Below are 21,383 nucleotides of genomic sequence, written 5' to 3' on the forward strand. Positions count from 1 at the left end.
CCTACTCTGTTATTCAACTAATGCTGCCCCGCTCGGAATATTAATAACGCTCGCTTCTATTCTCTCCGTCACATCAAGCTCCATTCGAGGACAATCGGTGAACATGGGCAGACGATGCATAGGAGTCCAGATCGGTCTAGTCATAAATCCATTACTATTCGTGTAGTCTAGAATACGATTTCTTAAATCCATATTTGGTTCTTCCAGAACAATTGCGTTCAGCCAATAATTGCTGCATGCATTACCCGGCTCTTCAAACCATTCAATTCCTTCTAAATTAGCAAATTGCTCCCGATACCTTCGAGCGAGTTCTCTCTTACGAGCAATAAATCCGGGTAGCTGTTCCAATTGCGCGCAGCCTAATGCGGCATTTAAGTTCGGCAAGCGATAATTATAAGCAACCTGATCATGATTAAAAGCCCATTTATGAGGTTGCTTGGCAGTCGTCGTCATATGCTTAGCTGCTCTAGCTAGCTTCTCATCCGCCGTTAGAATCGCCCCGCCGCCGCCTGTTGTAATGATTTTGTTACCGTTAAAGCTGATCGCTCCTAAGAGGCCGAACGTTCCTGTCTGCTTGCCTTCATAGGTTGAACCGAGTGACTCTGCTGCATCTTCAACAATCGACAAGTTATACTTCTTGCAGACATCGATAAGCTCCCTCATCCTGACTGGATGCCCGAACGTATGCATAGGTACGATTGCTTGAATACGACGATTGGTGAGACGGTTATATAGCAAGCCGTCGGAACGCAACTCTGCCTTTTCTTCCAAATAGCGATCCAGCTTAATTGGATCTACCCCCATCGTTGCTTGTTCCACTTCAACGAAGTGAGGAATTGCACCGCAATAGGACACCGCATTCGCAGTAGCAATGAAGGTTAATGAAGGCATGAGCACTTCATCTCCAGCTTCTACCCCTGCAAGCATAAGTCCAATGTGTAGGGCCGCAGTACCGTTAACGACGGCAATGGCATAGGGTGATCCTGTATATTCGGCTAAGTCTTTCTCAAATTGATCGACGAATTTGCCAACTGAGGATACCCAGCCTGTATCTAGGCATTCTTTGACGTAGTCCCACTCACACCCTTGGAATGTCGGTTCATGAAGTGCGGTAAAATCGCTGGACTTCGGCAAGATTGCCTGCAGTCTATCTACAATTTCGATCGCCAGCCGTTCCTTGCTCATATCCACGCCTCCGCCAGTTATATGTTATATTTGTCCGATTTGTATTGAGCAAGGTTGTCTCTATTCACAAACCAAGCGGCTGTCTCCTCGAGCCCTCTTCGCAGTCCTTGCAACCCGCCGTATTGCGGTTCCCAATCCAGTAATTTTTTTGCTTTGGAGTTGTCAGCCCATAAGCGCTCTACTTCGCTTTTCTCTGGACGTAGACGAGCTTCTTCGCTAATAATTTCGATATCCTCATTCATCACTTCTGCTATAAGCCTTGCCGTATCACCAACTGATATTTCATAATTGCTGCCGATATTGATTTCTTCCCCTATACTCTGCTGCGACTCAAGGATCGAGATAAATCCGTTAACTGTATCTGATACATAATTAAAATCTCTTGTCGGATGTATTGTGCCTAGTTTGATTTGTCTCTGACCTGAAGCAATTTGCGTAATGATTGTCGGTATTACAGCTCTTGCAGACTGCCTTGGCCCGTAGGTATTAAAAGGACGAATAATGCTGACAGGCATTTCGAAGGAACGATAGAAGGATAGCGCCAGTTGATCCGCTCCGATTTTGGTAGCCGAGTAGGGAGATTGGCCCTGCAATGGATGCTCCTCTGTAATAGGAACGAAACGTGCTGTACCATATACTTCGCTTGTTGATGTATGTACAATCTTGGAGACGTTTAATTCTCGTGCAGCTTGCAGAACATTTAACGTCCCTTTTATGTTGGTGTCTACGTAAGTGTCCGGAGAATGATACGAATAGGGTATCGCGATCAATGCCGCAAGGTGAAGTACAGCATCACAGCCCTTTAAAGCTTCCTTTACACCGTATGCATCACGAATATCACCGGAGAAAACCTCGAACTGTCCTCGTACATCTTCCGCGCATTGATCTAACCAACCCCATGTATTAAATGAATTATATAAAGTAAATGCGCGAACATCGTATCCGCGACGCACCAAAGCTTCTGTCAGATGAGAGCCGATGAAACCGTCTGAGCCTGTCACAAGTACCTTGCTTTTCTTGTTCATAATCTTCTCCTATTCCCTTCCTAAGCAATTATTTCACGCTCAATATATTCCGCTAGCTTCTATTCTTCTGTTTGATTCCACGACTATTTCTTTTAATTTAGGTGTTTTCTCGATCATTTTTACGACTAGTGGCCGCATAATCCGTTCTGCCAGCTCCGCTCTTCTTGTCAAATTTATTTCGTTGGCATACTCTGGCAGGTCTCGTTCAAATTCATAAAGCTCATTTCTGCATACCCTCAAATATAGACCTTTGAACGGATTGCTGTTCAAAATCAGCTTCCAATCTGCGTCGATTGCTTTTAACGTTTTCAAGCATTTGTTGGGATTTATACGGCTCAACTCCGCCAGCTTCCCAATGCTCCTGGAGATTAATTTCAACCGTTCCTCATAGTTAATCATTTCATCAGGCAATTGTTGAACCCGGTTTAAAATTTGACTGACTCGATCTTTATCATACTTTTGTAGATTGGTTATCATAAGGTCGAAGAAATTATCTTCTATCCATCGGTCCTTTAAACGTAATACAACATCCTCCATCGGGTGAAAGACGGTATGCCGTATTTTAGCTCCTAATTGAGAGGTGTTAATAAAAGAAACCTCCGAATACTCCGTGAGAAGGTCCTCCATATCAGCCAATGTCAGCTTCATCAGCTCACTCGTCCGATTCGTTGCACCTCGAACATTTTCTACTGTAAGCTCTGCGCTTTCTATCACCGCATTGCATTGTTCTAAAGTCACATGACGTGCTCCAGGCGAATATATCGAATCATTCGGATAGGATAAATCCTGCCCTGTCAAAATGACTTCTCTGCAACCCATATAAATAGCTGCTTGAATGGCTGTACCCGTAACTGATAGATTAGATTGGAAGGCAGGATCGTCGCTTGTTAACTCCATGAAATATCCCAAAGTAAGGTCATTATTGAAATGCATATGAACCAGCTGTTCCTCTTTGCTATCCAGTATACGATATTTGATCATTGGGGCAAATAACAACGGGATCCCCGTTATATCCAACTCCTGAAAAACAGCATAATTGGACTCCGAACCATCCATCGATACAATCAAATGAGGCCTAATATCGTAATACAGCAATGATTGCACGCTTGACCCAGCTGCAATAATGAATGCATGTTTTTTGAGCTTCCTTAGCTGCTCAATATCCACCTCAAGAGAGGGGCCTGCTCCAACAACAACGGCTGTCATTCCTTCGAGCTTATTTTGCAAGCCAATTATTGAAGGAGAGTTGAGAGTATGTACTAAGTTGTACATACTGTTTTCGACCCACTCTTCACCATACCTCTCACTCATAATTATTGAGCTTTTATAGTTTAATATTGCTGTTGTTGCGTCCCTGTCGAATCGCTCTTTGCTTATCTTAGCCAATTTGTCGTAAATCGGTAGTTCGAGCAGCTCAGGATTCCCTTTCATATGCCTCATGAATCGGTAAAGCATATTATCTCTTTGATCTTTATTCAATCCCACAACAAATTCAGCAATGTTTAGACGGTCAAGCAATGCTCTAATATCTATCACTTCCATAGCCGCCATAAATATTTGTTCATCTGGCTCATATATGTACAAAAGATGCTCTGGATATAATTCGGCATAGCGCTCTAGGTGATAGCCAAAAGCAAATCCATACATAAGCACACTTGTATTTACATCTTGCTTAACACCCAATCGTCTTATCCACCGTTCAACCTCATTCGACGGATCAAAACAACTGTATAAGTGAAACATCTCATTTTCATTAACAGAGATGCGTAGGTTTGGAAATCCATTTCTTGTGTAAACGATTTGAGAATTTGTGTGATCCCTTGTCATTGATTCCAATTGCTCGAAAAGCTTTGGATAATTATGTTGAAGATAGGCTAGATTGGCCGCTAAACGCTCCTTGATAACGTCTCGCTCCTCGCCCAACTCAGCAGCTAATTGTCGAAACAATGGGATTAATTCATACTCAAAATGATCACTCGCCCCTAAATAGTTCTCATTGTCCATACACTGATTCATGTTCTGAAACTTTTCGCCTAATTCGGCAATTGCTCGGATAATACTCGGCTGCAAAGCAGAATTGACAGTTGCAGTGCTCATTTCCTCATTAATAGCACATAACATTCTATATAGATCGTCCATACCTCCCACGACAGTAGCAAACTGCTCCCATACCTGATCTGGCATTGGTTCTAAAATTAATTCAGCGATCATTTCACAAGTCTCTATTAATTTCGGCAAATATAATTTAACTTGCTCTATGTTTTCTTCCATGATTAATTGTTGTCGCTCCACACCAAATGCCCCCTGCATCTCCTTTTATCTAACGAATAAACTCAATTGTTGAACTCTCTGAACAGCGTCTATCGTATATTGTTTCAATTCCGGTGTAATCTCCAACATCTCTTTCACCAATTTACCAAGTACTTGTACGAATAGAGTCGCCTTTTTTTGAATATTTTTTTCAGAGGCAAGACCTGGCAAGTCACGGTCGAATTCGCTTATAGCTACTCTAAGCACATATTGATATAGGCTGTTGAACGGTTTACTACTAACGACTGCTCCCCATTGGTCTTCAATTATAGCCATCGTATTGAGACATTTACTAGGATTTGTGCGGCTCCATTCCAGCAATTTACCCATATGCTTATTAATCTGAATAAGTTGATATTCAAGTTCTATTATTTGCCCAGGAAGCGCCAGTAATCGATCCTCGATTGCAGCTCTGCGCTTAACATCGTACAAATCGTATTGACCTCTTAACACTTCTTCAATTAACAAGCTCGATGAATTCGTCGCTGCCAGCCTCTCCAGCGCCTCAGACATAATTTCGTAAGTGGTATGATTAATTTTTGCTCCCTTTTGTGATGTATTAGTAAACCGTATAGCGGCATGCTTTTCTATTTCCTTTTCAATATTGTTTAATGTGAGCCTCATACTAAGATTTGTCTTATTCATTGAACCTTTAACATTCTCGACCCATTGATCGGCTCCTGCAATAACATGGTTATTCTGCTGGTCGCCAACATGCTTTGCGCCCGGTGCATACATGTGATCTGTAGGATAAGATAGGTCCTGTCCTGTAAATATGATTTCACTGCATCCCAGATAAGCCGCAATCTGAACCGCTGTTCCCGTAACGGAATAATTTGTGCGGAAAATAGGATCAGCGACTGTCAGTCCCATTAAATAGATGGATATTTCATCGTTCACAAAAAAGGCGTGCATCGAATTCCTGTATTGAGCATCAACAATTCGATACTCAATTTGAGGAACGTACACGAGCGGAATTTGTGTGCGATCAATATGCTTAAATACATTATAGTTTGCTTCAAGCCCATCCATGGATACAATAAGATGCGGAGTAATACCGAAATGCTGTAACGATTGTATGGATGAGCCTGCAGCGATAATAAGCGCATAATCCTTTATTCGCTTTAGATTTTCAATGTCACATTCCAATGAAGGGCCTGCTCCCACAATCACTGCAGGTATTCCGTTAAACGAATTTTTCAAATGATATATTGAAGGAGTGGATAAATTAGCCGCTACATTGTATAAGATGTTTTTGGCGTGCTGAATTCCCCTGCTGTTCATTGTTTCTTTATTCATCAGATAGTTATACGCTGTCCATTCTATTTTTTTCAACAGTTCTGCTTTCTCTTCCTTATACAAAATGTTATATACTGGTGCATTGCGAGTATAGATGGTCCCCTCGGAATTAAGACATAGCAAAAACAACAATCGTTCTGCTTGGTCCGTGCTATTTCCTACAGCAAATTCCTTAATTTTGGCTTTAGTAAATAACGATTCTAAATCTATCACGTACATCGCGGCAAGTAACACTTGCTCATCAGGCTCAAGTAAATATATACCTACTCCGGGGTATCGATTTACAAACTCTACTAGGTGATAACCCAAACCAATACCGTATATCAGCATTAGGCATGTCCCGTCTACTTTGCCTTCTAAAGATTTTACCCAGCGAGCCGCTTCATATTTAGGACTGTATTGGCTGTACACATAGGATTGCTTACTATTTTCGTCGGCAATAAATAGATTTGCAGACCCGTCCTTTGCCTGTATGAGCTGGTACTTCGATTCATCTCTTTCCAAATATCGAATTTGTTTATATACTTCAGGAAATTTGTTGAGAAGAAAGGTCAAATTGATCTCGAATCGTTGCTCCCTTACATCATTCGATTCTCCAAGCTTTATCGACAGATTCCTAAAAATCGGAATAATTTCATATCTAATTGTATCTCCTGCTTCTATATATTGTTCAGCATCTACATGTTGATTTAACAGCGCAAATTGTTTTGCTATACTGTCAATCGTTTCAAGAATAAAGGGCTGGATTGCATAAATAGATTGCATTGCAGACAAATCCCTATCTATGATTTTCAATGTTTTATATAAATCATCGATCCCTGTTACGGCCTGACCAAAGATCACCCATGCCTCATCATTCATTGTATCGTAAAATAAGTCAGAAACCGATTCACACGCAGCAATAAGCTTCGGTAAAAAAAATATTATCTCCTCGATTACTTCCTTTGAATCTGCCGTTAGCTTTTGCGACATCTTAATTCAACTCCTGATTTGAATGTTATATATTATATCGGACAATAATTCCTATATGATGAGAAAAGCCATCAGGATAATATATCCTGACAGCTCTTTCCTTGTAACTTTTTATTTTTTTTTGTCGATAAAATAGCTTTCCGATATATAGGGTTGCTCATACGTCATTTTTTGCATTTGAGTCTTTTTGATCTGATCGATTTTGCGAGAAGCCTCATCTTTCAGATCAGTCATTCGACTTACGAACAGACCGTCATACTCGCCAATCTCGCTCAGCTTTTCGTTATCCTCTCTAGATAATTCAACTCCAGGAGCCAACTTACGAATGAGGTCCTCCCTAAGCTCTAACAAGGCTAACAATTGTTCCGATTCCACATCATCTATACAATCTGCCAGTCGCTTCGTTGTTTCGTATAATGTCGCCAGGGCAGCAAGCATATTATACGGTACTCGTCTCTGCTGGCATATTTCCTCCGGATCCATTTACGACCTGTTTCCAGGTCTCCAAAAACTCCTGCAGGTACCCTAGTACTTCATCCGCAAGCTTGGCGTCTTTCTTAATGTTGGATTGGATGAGTTGATGGATCATATATTCGTATATACGAACCAATTGATTGGATATTTCATACTCGTAGTCCAAAGACGCGATTAATTCATTGATTATGGCCTGGGCTTTCTTCAGGTTTGTATTCGCTTCTTCAAATTTTCTATTATGAATACCTTCAATTCCTGCCCTCGTAAATCGAATAGCTCCTTCAAATAACATAATCACTAGTTTACCCCCGTTCGCTGTTTGAACGGAAGCTTGTTGGTAGATCTTATACGGAGAATTGAGCAAATTATTTCACTCCTTAATTGCTGCTTGTTAAAGCGGAAGATTGCGAATTAAACCTGTTGATTGCTGTTTCCATTGCCGTAAATTGCTTATAATATTGTTTTTCAAGCTTGCTAAGCCGAGTGAGCATTTGACCCTCTCTGCTCTTCATATCTTTAATTTGCCCTCCTAAGAGGGAGTTTTCCAAGAAGGAGGATTTAACGTCCGTGCTTGTAAGCGATGTACCGGCTTTCTTAGACAACTCACTTAGTGCAGTCAAAGTAGATGCTGTCATCTTTCCAAATACACCTGTACCGCTTTTCGTAAATAGGTCGGAAACACCCTCAGGATTCGACTCTAACGCCTTGCTTAATTGAGCTTCATCAAGTACGAGTTTACCTTTCTCCGTATAACTTCCTGTTGTTATTCCAATGGACATTACTTTTCCATCCGTACCCTTTATGCCGCCGACAAGCGAAGTGACCGTTGACCGCAATTCAGTGACAAGCTTACTTAGCGTGCTATCATTCCGCAGGGCTCCGTTTCTAGCTTTGTCCTCCCACAATTCAACCTCTTTATCCGACATTTCTTTCTTTTCTTCCGCTGTCAGTGGTTTATAGCCCCTAGTTTTTGTCTCAGACAATTCTGAGTTTATGGAGCTAATCAAGTTGTTATATTCCGTAACGAAAGACTTGATGGTGTCAATAACCTTTGACGTATCCTGTACGGTATTTATAGATGTCTGAGAACCTGCAACTGACATCGCTTTGACCGTAAAGTCAACACCGTTAATTGCAAAACGGTTGCTTGATTGGTTATAAGTGATGCCATTAACGACAACTTTGGCATCGCTACCCTCATTACTAGCAATTGCATCTGGATTAATTGCAAAACCTGTTACAGACAACAACTGACTGTTTGCAACTATCGAACCCGTCTTAGTCGCTGCTATCGAAAATTGGCCATTAGCAGAGTCATACAACGCCGTTGCATTAGCTGTACCACTCTTGGCGTTTATCGCATTCGCAAGTGTGCTTAACGTATCCGTTATCTTTGCAGTGATCTCCACATTGTTAATTTTAATAACAACATTACCATCGTTATCCGGGTCAGTAAAACCTAAGTCGCTTAACTTTTTGTCTATTCCACCAACAGTTGTACCGCTAGCAAACTTGTAAACATTGTATGCAGAGGTAGCAACCTCTTCTACTTTTACGTTAAGAGAGCCTGTTGCCGTTGACGCCGTTGAATTAATAGACAGCGCTGCGGTGTCGCCGCTTAGCTCTGATCTTTTGGCACTGATGGCCGTAGACAAACTAAACGATGCAAGTTTATTGTTACGGAAATCGACGATTTTCGTACTCATCGAACGGTAGTCTTCTTGTTGCCATTCAACGCTTGTCCGATTTTTGACCATATTGTCATAAGTGGTTCTCTTAGCTTTCATTAGCTCTTTAACCATACTATCGATATCTAAACCTGATGCAAAGCCTGATAGTCTCATAAGTTATGACTCCCTTCTACACTTTCTCGTCAATCAAGATCCCGTTTACTTCCATAAGTTTCGCAGCCGCATCCAGCAGCTTTTCCTCTGGAATTTCTCGAATAACTTCTCCAGTTTCTTTATCCTTCACTTTGTAAAGAATATGATTTGTTCCTTCATGAAAGGAACGTTCTACAGTCGTATTAGGGCCTTGGACTAACTCTATGAGCCGATCCACCGCTTTCTTAGCCTGTTCCTTCTCATCTATAGAAATGACATGTTCATTAGGTTTAGCGTGATCTATATTCACTTGGCTCTTCTCTTTTTTCTCGATACTCGGTCCGTTGTTATAATTTCTGTCAGTAATATTTCCCGCCGTGGTGTTTATAGATGAAATATTCATCATCTTATCCCCACTCCATTTCAAATTACTATATATTTATTAATATCGGACTACGCCTTACTTTTTGTTAGATAAAATTTAATTGTTCACTTATAAAAGACTATTAATATATTAAAAAAAGGGCCTTAGAAATTCTAAGGCCCCTTCTCTTACAAAACAAATTATTGAAGCAAGGAAAGAACGCCCTGCGGTTGTGAATTTGCTTGAGCAAGCATCGATTGGGATGCTTGAAGAAGAATGTTGTTCTTCGTAAGCTTAACCATTTCGCTTGCCATATCTGTATCACGGATACGGGATTCAGATGCAGTCAAGTTCTCAACTACTGTTCCAAGGTTGTTCGAAGTGTACTCCAAACGGTTTTGTTTAGCACCAAGCGTTGCGCGCTCAGTGGAAACGCGTGTAATAGCTGTTTCGATTGTAGTCAAGTTAGCGGAGAATCCGCCCGTGCTCACTCCAGCGCCTACGCTCGAAAGACCAGTGAAGCCGGATGTGTTAACACCATCAATCGTAATCGTTTGTTTGCTGTCATCAGCTTGGATCATAACATCACTCGTGATGTTAATTCCGTTAAATTTAGTATCGGACATGATTTTATCAATTTGGCCGCCGAGTTCTTTCAACTCCAAGTTGATGTTGCCTTTGTCGCCCGAGGAATATGTGTCATTCGACTTTTGAACGACAAGCTCTTTCATACGAGTAAGCATGGAGCTAACTTCGTTCATAGCGCCCTCAGCGGTTTGAACAAAAGAAATTCCGTCCTGAACGTTCTTTTGAGCTTGCTCAAGACCACGGATTTGACCGCGCATTTTCTCGGAAACTGCAAGACCTGCAGCATCGTCGCCAGCACGGTTAATACGAAGACCGGAAGATAATTTCTCCATCGACTTACCTGCAGCAGCGTTGTTAAGACTCATGTTACGGTGTGTGTTCAAAGCTGTAATGTTGTGATTAATACGCATTGTTATTTCCTCCCTGAAATGGTTAATAGTCCCACATCCATGTGGTAAGCTGAAATCGGTCTCCCTCATTCACCCTATTTATATTATCGGCAGTAATTGACATAAGTTTATAGTCTTTTTTAAATCTTTTTCATAATTTTAAATTGTTTTTTCAACTCGTCTGCCGTTATGAGAGATTTCTCCGCGCTTAAGTTCATATTTTCGACTGAAGTGTATAGCTCTTTACGCAAAATAGCTACTTCGGCGGGTGCCTTAATGCCAATTTTCACGTTATCCCCTGACACTTCCAAAATACTGATCTCAATACCATCGCCAATGAGGACAGTCTCGCCTTTCTTTCTTGTGAGAACAAGCATCTTACTCCCCCTCTGTTAGCGTAACTTCTGTAAACAGCGAATGATTGATGGAATAATTGCTATCCGGCAATATATATTGCATACCAATCCGTTCCGCTGTGTTTATAATAATCGGTGCAGCAAGATTGATTGTAGCCGTATCCAGCTGCCCTTGTACATTAACAATATTCAATACTTGCAGGTCCCCTTCACTTAGAATGTTCATTTCATCTTTGACTTGCTCAGTCAGCTCGAATTCATAGTCCTCAATGAAATCAAAAGGATTTACTATAATAAAGGCTAGTGCTCCCTCTTCAATCGATTGCAAATACTGAAAAGGACTATCTTCTACTGTAACGATTATATAGCTTTGATACTGTTTAAAACCAGGGATACCATGCGTGAATGTAATAATCTCTTCTTGCTTGTAATCAACATTCCCTAATCGGGCCGTATTTAGAACCATGCTGTTCACGCTCCATTGTATGAATAGTTAAAACAAGAAGCTACGTCATCGTTACCGACTCCATAGCTTCTCCATACGTTACTTTTATAATGTTAATGATACAAAAGATTTGACTCTATCTCAAGAAATCAACCAATGACCTACTGATGACTTTCGCGCCGACCGATAAGGATGCTTCATATATCGTTTGAGCGGTTGTCGACTCAATTAATACTTGCTCCAGATCCGCGTCCTCAACCTTCGATTGCATATCGGTTAGATTAAGCTTGGAATCCGCCAATCTAGATTGCATTAACTCTATGCGATTTACTTTTGCGCCAATCTGAGCTCTTGCATTGAGCATACGGTCATATCCTGTTTCTATATTACCAAGCTCAGCTGAGACAGCACTGTAATTAGCAGGCGGTGTTAATGCTGTCGTAATACGATCCAGAACGGAGAACACATTATCGGTCGCCCCTGCGGCATCGCTAGCACCGAATACTTCGTTACCTGTTACACTTATACCGACAGACACATTCGTCCCAAGCGCATATTTCACATTACCAGCATCCGTAGTGATCGATTTCGCGTCAAAAGGGGCAGAGGACGTGTCGTAAGGCATTTGATCAAACATTTCACCATTAAAAATGTATTTACCATTCATTTTGCTATTACCAATATCTACAAGTTGAGACTTCAGTTCATCCAACTCACTCTTAATTGCGTCAAGCGCTTCTTGGGGATTCGTACCGGTAGAAGCATTTGTTGTAAGCTCCTTAATCCGCTGCATAACCTCCCCTGCCTGACCGATAACCGTATCCGAAAAATCGAGCCATGAGAGAGCTTGATCCACATTTTTTTCGTATTGTTCATTCGATGCCAGTTCCGTGCGATAGCGAAGCGAGTAGGTAATTCCTACAGGATCGTCAGAAGCTTTGTTTAGTTTTAAACCTGAGGAAGCTTCCTGCTGAATTTTTGCCATTGTATTTAAATTATTGTTTATATTGCGGGTAAGCTGCGCATGCATCATGCCCTGTGTTATTCTTAGTGCCATATCTACAAACCTCCTATAGACTAGCTGTCTATTTTATTACAGGCCGACTCTGCCTGTACCATTAATAAGTTTATCGAGCATTTCATCAAAGGAAGTCATGAATCGAGCAGCTGATGAGTATGCGTATTGATACTTAATCATGTCCGACATTTCCTCGTCGATCGAAACGCCGCTTACTGACATACGGCTACCATCTACTTGGGCCAACTGCGCTGTAGCGTTTGCGTTCTCACGCTGGGCCGATTGACTTTTCACTCCCAAGGCACCTACAACAGCGCTGTAGAAATCATTAAGCGTCGCACTCTTAACAGTTCCTCCCGAAGCGGTTTCATCAAACGAAAACTCCACATCCGCCAACTGCGACATTAGTAGCGCCATGTCATTATTTCCTTTGACGACCGACGCTCCGCCGGCAGTCATCGTTGTCCGAAGCGATGATGCGATCTTGTTGGAATCGGATGCGATTGCTGCATTTAACTGAATATTCCCAGCCGTAAAGTTAGCTGTACCATCCTTTGTCGTAAATATAGCTTGTCCAGCGGTTGCTGGATCTTCCAAGGTGTATCCCAACTGATGAAGACCATTGATGCCTTTTACCGTCATCTTCTGATCGGCAGCGGTAGGCACTGTCGTCCCAGGAAGAACCGAACCTGCAGGAATAGTCACCTCAAACTCGCCGTTTGCAATCGTATTCGCCATCGTATCCAATTGCTGAACAAATTCAGCTACATCATCCAGCGCTACGAACATCCCATGTACTTCCCCGCCAGCTAGTGTTCCGTTTGAGTAAGCTGTTGCCAACGCATCTGATGTAAGCGGCGATACAGTGCTGCCATTCACTAGACTAGTGCCACCCATCGTAATCGAGTAGCCGTCATTTGTTTCCGTCACATTTACGTTGACTAGCTTCGACAGCTTATCGGTAAGAAGATCGCGCTGGTCACGTAAATCATTCGCATGATCGCCAAGCATTTCAATTTTCTTAATTTGATCATTAAGCGATGCAATCGAATTCAACATCGAGTTTGCTTCTTCAGCAGTCGTTGCAATAGTTGCTGTCAAATCTTTCGATAGATCTGACAGCTGTGTGTTTAAACCGTTGAATGTATCTGCCAAAGCCTGTGTTCGCTCTACCAAAATTTCACGAGCGGTAACATTCTCAGGGTCCTTGCTTAAATCGGACCAAGCACTCCAGAAACCAGATAGAACGGTACGAATACCATTTTCGGATGGCTCATTGACAAAGCCCTCAAGCTTACTTAATGTATCCGTCTGTATATCGGTGCTGCCTGCAATATGTGATTGTGCTCGGTATTGCGCATCCAAGAAGGCATCCCGGATGCGGGTGATCGATGTATACTCAACACCTGTCCCTAACTGCCCCGGAGCTGTAGATTTGAGCATACCGTAAGCCTCTATCGGTCTACTTGCCACCATAGTAACCTTTTGTCTGGTGTAGCCCGGCGTATTCGCATTGGCTATGTTATGGCCAAGCGTGCTTAATGCGACCTGCTGCGTTATTAAGCTCCGCTTGGATGTCTCTAATGAATGGAATGTTGAGGTCATGGACTTGCCTCCTAATTATGCTCTGTTATCAAACATTCTAATGCGTTTGTTGCCCGACATTTGATTCATCGGATGCTGGTAGACAACATCCTCATTGGGATCATCAATCATGAGATCAATCGAAAAGTTTATAAAATCAAGGGATTGCTGGATGAGCTGCTGATTTAGATCATTAGCTTGCTTCAGCTTTCCCAGCAGATTCGTCAGCTTCCCATGAAGCTTCAATAATACTTCTTTCTCTTCCGCATTGCTGACAGCTTTAATTAATTCCGACAAAACTCCACTGCGATAACGGAAGCCTATATCCTTAAAATATCGTGATGTTAAAATACTTCTAGTTAACTCCAGCTTTTCGGCATTAGCGGTTAATAGCTTTTCTTTTTGAGTAAGAACGTTTAACGACATAATGTCATTTTTGATAATAAGCTGCTTCTTACTTAATTCCATCTCTAGAAATTGCTCGTATAGCTCATGCTGCTGTTGAAGCGTATCTACGATTTGAGGTATAGACATGCTGCTTCACCCATCCTTATTCTGCTCTATTGTTTCCGAGATACGGCAGCAGCTTCTCGGCGATCTTACCAGCTTCCACATGATACGTACCAGATGCTACTGACTGTTTAAGCTGTTCAATATGCTTAGTCCGCTCCGCGCTGTTTGTTTGGCTTGATGTCAGCATTTCTTTGGCAGCTGCTGAAATTTGGACTTCGTCCTTCTTACGTGCTTTGTTTACTCCGATTGCATGTGCGTCCTTTTGCTTCTGATACGGATTGATTGCTCCGATTCGATTTGGTTCGTTTATCTTCAATTTATCCACCCCATTATTTGCAATAACTAAAAAAGCCGAATACCTTTACAAGTATTATCGGCTTGAGTCAAGTGAAATTTTATAGAAGGTTAAATATTAGCTTAATATCAATTATTTGTCTTTATACTTATCGAGCCCTCGATAAACGTTATTGTTCGTTGAAGCGAATGTCTCTGCCTTCCTTGCAGCATCCTCGTTCATATGCTGTCTGTCCTTAGATAATCGTTTCCGACAACTATCGCAAATATGGTTCTCACGAATGAGCGTACCGCATGACTCGCATGGATATGACATATTAGGAGCGTTTACCATCGAAATACGGCCTTCGCGAATGAACTTTGTAATTTGTTTGATCGATACGCCTGTTTGATCTGACAGTTCGGTAATAATAGCACCTTTAAACTCACGCAAGTAATTTGCGCAAAGCTCGTACTCTTTATCAAGCTCACGCATACATACCGGACATACATCTCTAAAATTTTTGGCAAAAAGCTTTCCGCAGCGAGGACAATTATCTAGATTCATCGCTCTGAGCCCCCTCATTTTGGTCATAAAACGACTTATTAGGTATATTCTAATCGATAGCGTTAACTTTTTCACTATTAATCTATGTACATTTTACGAGATCAGTAGATTATTTAAGAGCGCGCCCATGTCAAAAGATAAACCTCAATCGGCTTCTCTGCATGTAAGGACAGCGTTTGCGAGCAAGCCTCCGCCGTACTTCCCGTTGTATAAATGTCATCTATAAGCAATATTCTCAGCTTTTTTTGAAGTGAGTTTATTTTGTTCTCATTGCCCAAAGAATTGATTTGCAGCTTTTGCAGTTCAGGATGACTCACTTTAAAAAGATGTTTAGTGTCGCGCATTCTTTCAGATCTTGTTTTAAAACTTTGCTTTTCTGTATGTCGGTCTCGAATGAGCAGATGAAGGATCGGCAATCGGTATCTGCCTGCGATATGCGACGCCAGCTGCTCTGCTTGATTGAAGCCCCTATCCTCCGCACGCTCTGTGCTTATCGGCACATAGGTGATTGCATCCCAGTATTGGGCGTAAAAAAGTTGTTTTTGAGAACGGCGAATTGTAGAAGGACTGTCTTGTCTGCTTAGCTCCATAGTCATTTTCTCAAAAGTCGGCATCAGCATGTTTGCCAGCACAGGCGCGAGATTTTCATTCCCTCTATATTTGTACTGGGCGAGCCACTGTTTCATCGTTTGATTGTAATATACCGCGCTGCGGTTATATTGGAATGATCTGCTTGTTCCGCGAGTACAATCCTCGCAATGTGTTCCTCGGCCGCAGTGGGGACAGATGATGCGGGTAAGCCAGGGTATTGCGGAAAGGCAGACTCCGCATACGTTTTGAAGAAGCTGGGTCGGCAGCTTCGGGTGGTTGATGCTGCTCGCGCTGCGAGCTTGGCTATGCGGTTTGCCGCATACGGAGCAGGCGGCAGAGCTTGGGGCGAGCAGCTCTGCGGAGGCAGTAAACGTGTAACGAAGCCGCTGCAATAGTGTAGATAGCGAGTGACTCATGAAGTCGAGCCTCCTTTCTTTATTTTCGGATGCAAATATCCTTGCTTACGTGCTATACGGTTCATGGCTTGTATGTGACGGACGGCAGCTACCTGTGATCGATTACGTTCTCGACTACAAAAATATACGCTGCCGAATGGATCTTCTGCGGAGCGACCTGCCCTGCCTGCCATCTGAACCAAAGAGGCTTCGTCAAACAAACGTCCATCCGCATCCAAAATATAAACATCGCTTCTAGGGATAGTCACCCCTCGTTCTAATATGGTAGTTGTGACGAGCACTCGAGTTTGACAGCTTCGAAAATGCTGCACCTTCTCCGCTCGGTCCGGATCCTGTGATGATGTTGCCGCAATGGCGGAATGCCTGAGCACTCTACGGAGCAAAGCAGCCATTGGCTCTGTTTGTGCGATTCGCTGTACAAAGACAAACAGCTGTGCATTGCGCACAAGAGATTGCTGCATAGCAGCTATAAGCTGCTTAGGCAGCTTGCTTGTAAGAAGCATTTGCTTTACCGGCGTTGTAGTTACCAGCTTAGGTACTGGTAGCGGATGCCGGTGAAAACGAACTGGCACCCTTGCATGCGGGAGCTTTCCTCGCTTCGCAGCTCTTTGCAAATTACTCGGCGGCGTAGCGGACAATAGTAATCGCGCTGCGCCAGGAACACAGCTCTTATCCGCTGCATACTGCAAAATTTTGTCTCCGTGGAAAGGAAAGGCATCAATTTCATCGACGATTACTAAATCAAAGCCTTCATAGAATCGCAATAATTGATGCGTTGTTGCTAGCGTAATATCCCCACTCTCCCATCGCTGCACACTTCCTCCATACAAGGTGACGACCGTTGCTAGCGGAAAAGCTTTTCGAATACGCGGATCCAGTTCAATTACGACGTCGCGACGTGGCGTCGCAATAAGCGCCTTCCCGCCCCTTAATAGTACCGATTCAACGAGCGGAAAGATCATTTCCGTTTTACCCGCTCCAGTAACTGCCCATAAAAGAAAGTTCCGGATCGGCTTTATATCGTTTACTGACGGCTCCATTCTAGCCGGTAAACTTGAGGAGCCACTCGATGAACCGTTTGCTCGCCCCTCGACGAACTGAAGCGCTTTTGCTGCAGCAGCTGTTTGTGCAGGACTAAGCTGCCAGTGAGCAAGCCTCTGCTCCAAATCTATTAAATCTTGTCCGCTAGCAAGGCTGCTGCTGCCGGCAAGTTCACCTCCTGAGAGTTCTCGCAGCCCTATGACAAGTAGCTCACATTCACGACTTCTTCCCATTGCAATACACGCTGTGCAATAGGCACACTCCCTACCGCACGCTGCACATGCCGTGCGGAGCATCAACGCCTCGCCACTCCCGCAGCGCATACAGCTGCGCTCGCGCCTTCGGCGCCTCATCGCCCCCGGCCGCCCGCCTTCCGCGGCGACCGATCCGCGCAGGCGCGCCCGCCCTAGCAGCGCAGCAAGCTGGAGCACCCCGCTCCAGCTGCCTGCGGCACCGGGCAGGCTAGCGCCCTCAAGCAAGTCGTGCGCTTCGCTTCGCAATAGCGCTCGCCCCTCCAACAACCCCGCGGCATGCTTCGCTGCTGCCGCAAGCCACCCCGCCTCGGCATCGCCAATCGCTCGCCCTGACTCGCTATCAATCCTCACCCCCGCCTGCTCATTTCCACTCCTCACTCTTCCCGCTACTCCATGCTCATTTCCACTCCTCACTCTTCCCGCTACTCCATGCTCGTTTCCACTCCTCGCGCTCCCCGCTCCCCCATGCTCGTTTTCACTCCTTATACTCCCCACTCCCCTAGTCTCGTTTCCGTCCCTCCCTCTCTCTGCTCCTTTGAACCCACATTCATCCCTCACACTCCCTTTTTTCCAGGTCTCGCTTTCTTCCAGCTCGCTCTGCTCTCCCCCATGCTCGTCTCCACTCCTCGTCCTTCTGCCTTTCACATACTCTTCTCCACCCCTCGTCCTTCTGCCTTTCACATACTCTTCTCCACTCCTCATACTCCCCGCTCCAACACGCTCATTTTCACCCCCCTCCCGCTCCCACCTTTCCGCCTTAGCAACTAAATTATTCCCCTCTTGCTCAAAGTAACGCTCATTTTGATTCCTCCACCTACCAATCAACCTCCCCCATAACTGTCCATTCTTATCGGCTACTCCATAGCCCGCCACTCGTGTAGCCTCCTCTACACATTTGTACAACCTATCAAGAGCCTCTATTGGGCTCCACGATATAGCTTTCTTACTAGTTGCTCTCTCACTAATTTTCATCCTACTTTTTACATCACGCTTCTTTAAATGCTCCTCCCAAAGCTCCACTGCCGCATACGCTACACCTAGAGGCAATGCCTCCCGCCACAGCCAACCCGAATTGGCTATTGCCGAATTCAATCTCCCACCCTCACCAAACTCGCCATCCATCCAAAAATGTCGGTCAACTACCGAATAAATAGTTAACCTTGCTAACCAACTTCCATTAACCTCAACAATATACACATGAGCCTTCATACTTGAACCTCCTCTTCTTCCTCACATCCCTGTAACCCCTCGACATTACGAAGCCGCTAGAACGAAGGTTTTCTCATTACTATGGCGAGCGACCCACAGCAACTTTTCCTTCCACCTATTCGAGCCTTATTCGGGCCTTATTCCGGCTCTTATTCCGGCTCTTATTCGGGTCTTATTCGGGTCTTATTCGGGCCTTATTCAGGCCTTATTCCTACTCTTATTCGAGCCACATTTAATCATCAAGCCACTCTCCTGCAGTCCCCCTCATTTAACAAAAATCATCCTCTAGTGAGCTTAACCTCACTAAGTCTGAGGTTAAACTCACTTTAATCCCACTAATCTCAACTCTTCTGTTTCTCCCATTAACTATTAGTGAGGTAAACCTCACTGGCCATGAGGCTCCCTTCACCGGGAATGAGGTTTACCTCACAAAACCACATGTGACGCCCTAATCTGCTGCTATTAGTGAGACTAGCCTCACTATTTAATGAGTTTCCCTCATTTTAGTGAGTTTCCCTCATTACTATGGCGAGCGACCCACAGCAACTTTTCCTTTCAACTATTCGAGCCTTATTCGGGCCTTATTCCAGCTCTTATTCGAGCCACATTTAATCATCAAGCCACTCCCCTGCAGTCACTCTCATTTAACAAAATCGTCCCCTAGTGAGCTTAACCTCACTAATCTAACTCTTCTGTTTCTCCCATTAACTATTAGTGAGGTAAACCTCACTAGCCATGAGGCTCCCCTCACCGGGAATGAGGTTTACCTCACAAATCCACATGTGACGCCCTAATCTGCTGCTATTAGTGAGACTAGCCTCACTATTTAATGAGTTTCCCTCATTTTAGTGAGTTTCCCTCATTACTATCCCTCATTACTATGGCGAGCCACACACAGCAACTTCCCCTTCCACCTATTCGAGCCTTATTCGAGCCTTATTAGAGCCTTATCCGGGCCTTATTCCTGCTCTTATTCGAGCCACATTTGAGCATCAAGCCCACTCCTGCGGTCACCATCATTTAACAAAATCATCCTCTAGTGAGCTTAACCTCATTAAGTCTGAGGTTAAGCTCACTTTAACCCCACTAATCTCAACTCTTCTGTTTCTCCCATTAACTATTAGTGAGGTAAACCTCACTAGCCATGAGGCTCCCCTCACCGGGAATGAGGTTTTCCTCACTAAAACAAATGAAACGCCCTAATCTGCTGCTATTAGTGAGACTAGCCTCACTATTTAATGAGTTTCCCTCATGACTATCCCTCAGTACTATTGTGAGCGACCCACAGCAACTTTCTCACCTATTCGAACCTTATCCGGGCCTTATTCGGGCTCTTATTCGAGCCACATTTAATCATCAAGCCCACCACTGCAGTCATCCTCATTTAACAAAAATCATCCTCTAGTGAGCTTAACCTCACTAAGTCTGAGGTTAAGCTCAGTATAATCCCACTAATCTAACTCTTCTGTTTCTCCCATTAACTATTAGTGAGGTAAACCTCACTAGCCATGAGACTCCCCTCATCGAGAATGAGGTTTACCTCACAAAACCACATGTGACGCCCTAATCTGCTGCTATTAGTGAGATTAGCCTCACTATTTAATGAGTTTCCCTCATTTTAGTGAGTTTCCCTCATTACTATCCCTTATTACTATCCATCATTACTATTGCGAGCGACACACAGCAACTTCTCCTTCCACCTATTCAAGCCGCATTCAAGCCACATTTGAGCATCAAGCCCACTCCAGCAGTCACTCTCATTTAGCAAAAGCCCCCTCCCCACACCCCCTAAACGCAAAAAAACACCCAACAACGCCAAAGGCGTCATTGAGTGTGCTTCACTCCAAATATTTAACTACCGCATAGTATATACTAGAACGGCATTTTCGACAAATCTGCTGGATTATGCAGATCAACAAGCACCGCATGGTCAGCATTAGATACAATTCCTTCTGCCTGCAGCAGCCATAGCAATTGAGTAGCGTCAGTCCGCGTTAAGTGTGAACGCTTACCATCTTCCTTTTTAGCAATAGGATCTACTAATCTTGGGTAAATCCTCACTTTATTGTCCTCTCTAGCCAGTCGTTCAACAATCGCAAGCGTTTCCTCGGATACGCCGCTGTCAACGATCGTCAATTGAACATCTTTCCCCATCCTCTGTGAAAAAGAAGACAACGAGCGCATATACCATTCCATATTCTTTTGCCGACTATCCGCAATCCATACATAGTGCTTAATGGATTCCAGTCGTCCTTGCTGGATTCGATAAACCAGATGCACGGTCAATGCAGCCAACAGATAACATCCGATCACCAAAAGTAGAAGTCCAAACATCGAGGCCACCTCCTCTTTGTGACACTATATGCCACAAGGCGCCCAGTGGTTCCCCTATAAAAGGACAAGATTATAAAATGTGCAATTGCTTATTCCGCTTCAAAAAAAATAACCCAATTTTTTCAGTCAAAAAGCGACAAATAAACCCTCTTGAGCAATTTACAATATATGTTATCATTTTACTACATCTTCGCGCATATGTAATATACGTATGCTAAGGGAGCAGAGAGAGGATGTATTTCGTACATTCTTCATATCTAGGGAAGCGATGATGTATAATCTACATTTGGACACTTGGATTATACGGAGCTAGTAGTGTAACCGGCCCTCTTAGAACTCGAATACCAATCTA

19 protein-coding genes and 1 riboswitch are annotated in these 21,383 nt (G+C 43.6%); all 19 genes read right to left on the bottom strand.

All coding sequences use genetic code 11. The annotated features are described in order from the left end of the window. Positions 1–9 precede the first annotated feature (9 nt). The 19 genes from AC0YN7_RS23605 to AC0YN7_RS23695 all read right to left on the bottom strand — a co-directional run bounded on the left by AC0YN7_RS23605 (position 10) and on the right by AC0YN7_RS23695 (position 21,031). Positions 10–1,185, bottom strand: a complete 1,176-nt coding sequence (locus AC0YN7_RS23605) for a LegC family aminotransferase (protein ID WP_475812487.1) — start codon at positions 1,183–1,185, stop codon at positions 10–12. Positions 1,186–1,202: 17 nt separating this feature from the next. Then, the gene (locus AC0YN7_RS23610; RefSeq protein WP_475812488.1) at positions 1,203–2,210 is read right to left on the bottom strand and encodes an NAD-dependent 4,6-dehydratase LegB; all 1,008 of its coding nucleotides are present in this window, start codon (positions 2,208–2,210) and stop codon (positions 1,203–1,205) included. 39 nt (positions 2,211–2,249) lie between these two features. Next, positions 2,250–4,502: a motility associated factor glycosyltransferase family protein gene (locus AC0YN7_RS23615; protein ID WP_475812489.1), complete on the bottom strand. Its 2,253-nt coding sequence runs from the start codon at positions 4,500–4,502 to the stop codon at positions 2,250–2,252. A 24-nt stretch (positions 4,503–4,526) separates the two neighbouring features. Beyond that, positions 4,527–6,791 carry a motility associated factor glycosyltransferase family protein gene (locus tag AC0YN7_RS23620; RefSeq protein ID WP_475812490.1) on the bottom strand — a complete coding sequence of 755 codons (2,265 nt, stop codon included), beginning with the start codon at positions 6,789–6,791 and terminating at the stop codon, positions 4,527–4,529. A gap of 111 nt (positions 6,792–6,902) precedes the next feature. Then, positions 6,903–7,274, bottom strand: a complete 372-nt coding sequence (locus AC0YN7_RS23625; protein ID WP_475812577.1) for a hypothetical protein — start codon at positions 7,272–7,274, stop codon at positions 6,903–6,905. Then, positions 7,231–7,629 carry a flagellar export chaperone FliS gene (fliS, locus tag AC0YN7_RS23630; RefSeq protein ID WP_475812491.1) on the bottom strand — a complete coding sequence of 133 codons (399 nt, stop codon included), beginning with the start codon at positions 7,627–7,629 and terminating at the stop codon, positions 7,231–7,233. The genes AC0YN7_RS23625 and fliS overlap by 44 nt, the downstream gene beginning before the upstream one ends. Before the next feature lie 13 nt (positions 7,630–7,642). Next, positions 7,643–9,109: a flagellar filament capping protein FliD gene (fliD, locus tag AC0YN7_RS23635; protein ID WP_475812492.1), complete on the bottom strand. Its 1,467-nt coding sequence runs from the start codon at positions 9,107–9,109 to the stop codon at positions 7,643–7,645. A 16-nt stretch (positions 9,110–9,125) separates the two neighbouring features. After that, entirely contained in the window at positions 9,126–9,494 is a 369-nt protein-coding gene (locus tag AC0YN7_RS23640) for a flagellar protein FlaG (protein ID WP_475812493.1), read from the bottom strand. A gap of 158 nt (positions 9,495–9,652) precedes the next feature. Beyond that, positions 9,653–10,450, bottom strand: a complete 798-nt coding sequence (locus tag AC0YN7_RS23645) for a flagellin N-terminal helical domain-containing protein (protein WP_475812494.1) — start codon at positions 10,448–10,450, stop codon at positions 9,653–9,655. Between the two features lie 119 nt (positions 10,451–10,569). Then, positions 10,570–10,806 (bottom strand): carbon storage regulator CsrA, encoded by a 237-nt coding sequence (gene csrA, locus AC0YN7_RS23650; protein WP_475812495.1) that lies wholly within the window; start codon positions 10,804–10,806, stop codon positions 10,570–10,572. A 1-nt stretch (position 10,807) separates the two neighbouring features. Continuing rightward, positions 10,808–11,251, bottom strand: coding sequence for a flagellar assembly protein FliW (fliW, locus tag AC0YN7_RS23655; protein WP_475812496.1), 444 nt, complete (start codon positions 11,249–11,251; stop codon positions 10,808–10,810). Positions 11,252–11,366: 115 nt separating this feature from the next. Beyond that, positions 11,367–12,287, bottom strand: coding sequence for a flagellar hook-associated protein FlgL (gene flgL, locus AC0YN7_RS23660; RefSeq protein WP_475812497.1), 921 nt, complete (start codon positions 12,285–12,287; stop codon positions 11,367–11,369). Positions 12,288–12,323: 36 nt separating this feature from the next. Continuing rightward, positions 12,324–13,853, bottom strand: a complete 1,530-nt coding sequence (flgK, locus tag AC0YN7_RS23665; protein ID WP_475812498.1) for a flagellar hook-associated protein FlgK — start codon at positions 13,851–13,853, stop codon at positions 12,324–12,326. A 15-nt stretch (positions 13,854–13,868) separates the two neighbouring features. Then, complete coding sequence (locus AC0YN7_RS23670; RefSeq protein WP_475812499.1) at positions 13,869–14,366, bottom strand: flagellar protein FlgN; 498 nt, start codon at positions 14,364–14,366, stop codon at positions 13,869–13,871. A 16-nt stretch (positions 14,367–14,382) separates the two neighbouring features. Next, on the bottom strand, positions 14,383–14,661 hold the full coding sequence (gene flgM / locus AC0YN7_RS23675; RefSeq protein ID WP_475812500.1) for a flagellar biosynthesis anti-sigma factor FlgM: 279 nt from the start codon (positions 14,659–14,661) through the stop codon (positions 14,383–14,385). A 111-nt stretch (positions 14,662–14,772) separates the two neighbouring features. Further along, entirely contained in the window at positions 14,773–15,186 is a 414-nt protein-coding gene (locus AC0YN7_RS23680; protein ID WP_475812501.1) for a TIGR03826 family flagellar region protein, read from the bottom strand. Positions 15,187–15,299: 113 nt separating this feature from the next. Then, positions 15,300–16,193, bottom strand: a complete 894-nt coding sequence (locus AC0YN7_RS23685) for a ComF family protein (protein WP_475812502.1) — start codon at positions 16,191–16,193, stop codon at positions 15,300–15,302. After that, entirely contained in the window at positions 16,190–18,697 is a 2,508-nt protein-coding gene (locus AC0YN7_RS23690; RefSeq protein WP_475812503.1) for an ATP-dependent helicase ComFA, read from the bottom strand. The genes AC0YN7_RS23685 and AC0YN7_RS23690 overlap by 4 nt, the downstream gene beginning before the upstream one ends. Before the next feature lie 1,872 nt (positions 18,698–20,569). Beyond that, the gene (locus AC0YN7_RS23695) at positions 20,570–21,031 is read right to left on the bottom strand and encodes a hypothetical protein (RefSeq protein ID WP_475812504.1); all 462 of its coding nucleotides are present in this window, start codon (positions 21,029–21,031) and stop codon (positions 20,570–20,572) included. A gap of 255 nt (positions 21,032–21,286) precedes the next feature. Continuing rightward, a riboswitch (cyclic di-GMP riboswitch) is annotated at positions 21,287–21,367 on the top strand. Positions 21,368–21,383 lie beyond the last annotated feature (16 nt).

It is taken from the genome of Paenibacillus sp. J31R122 (genome assembly GCF_056269185.1).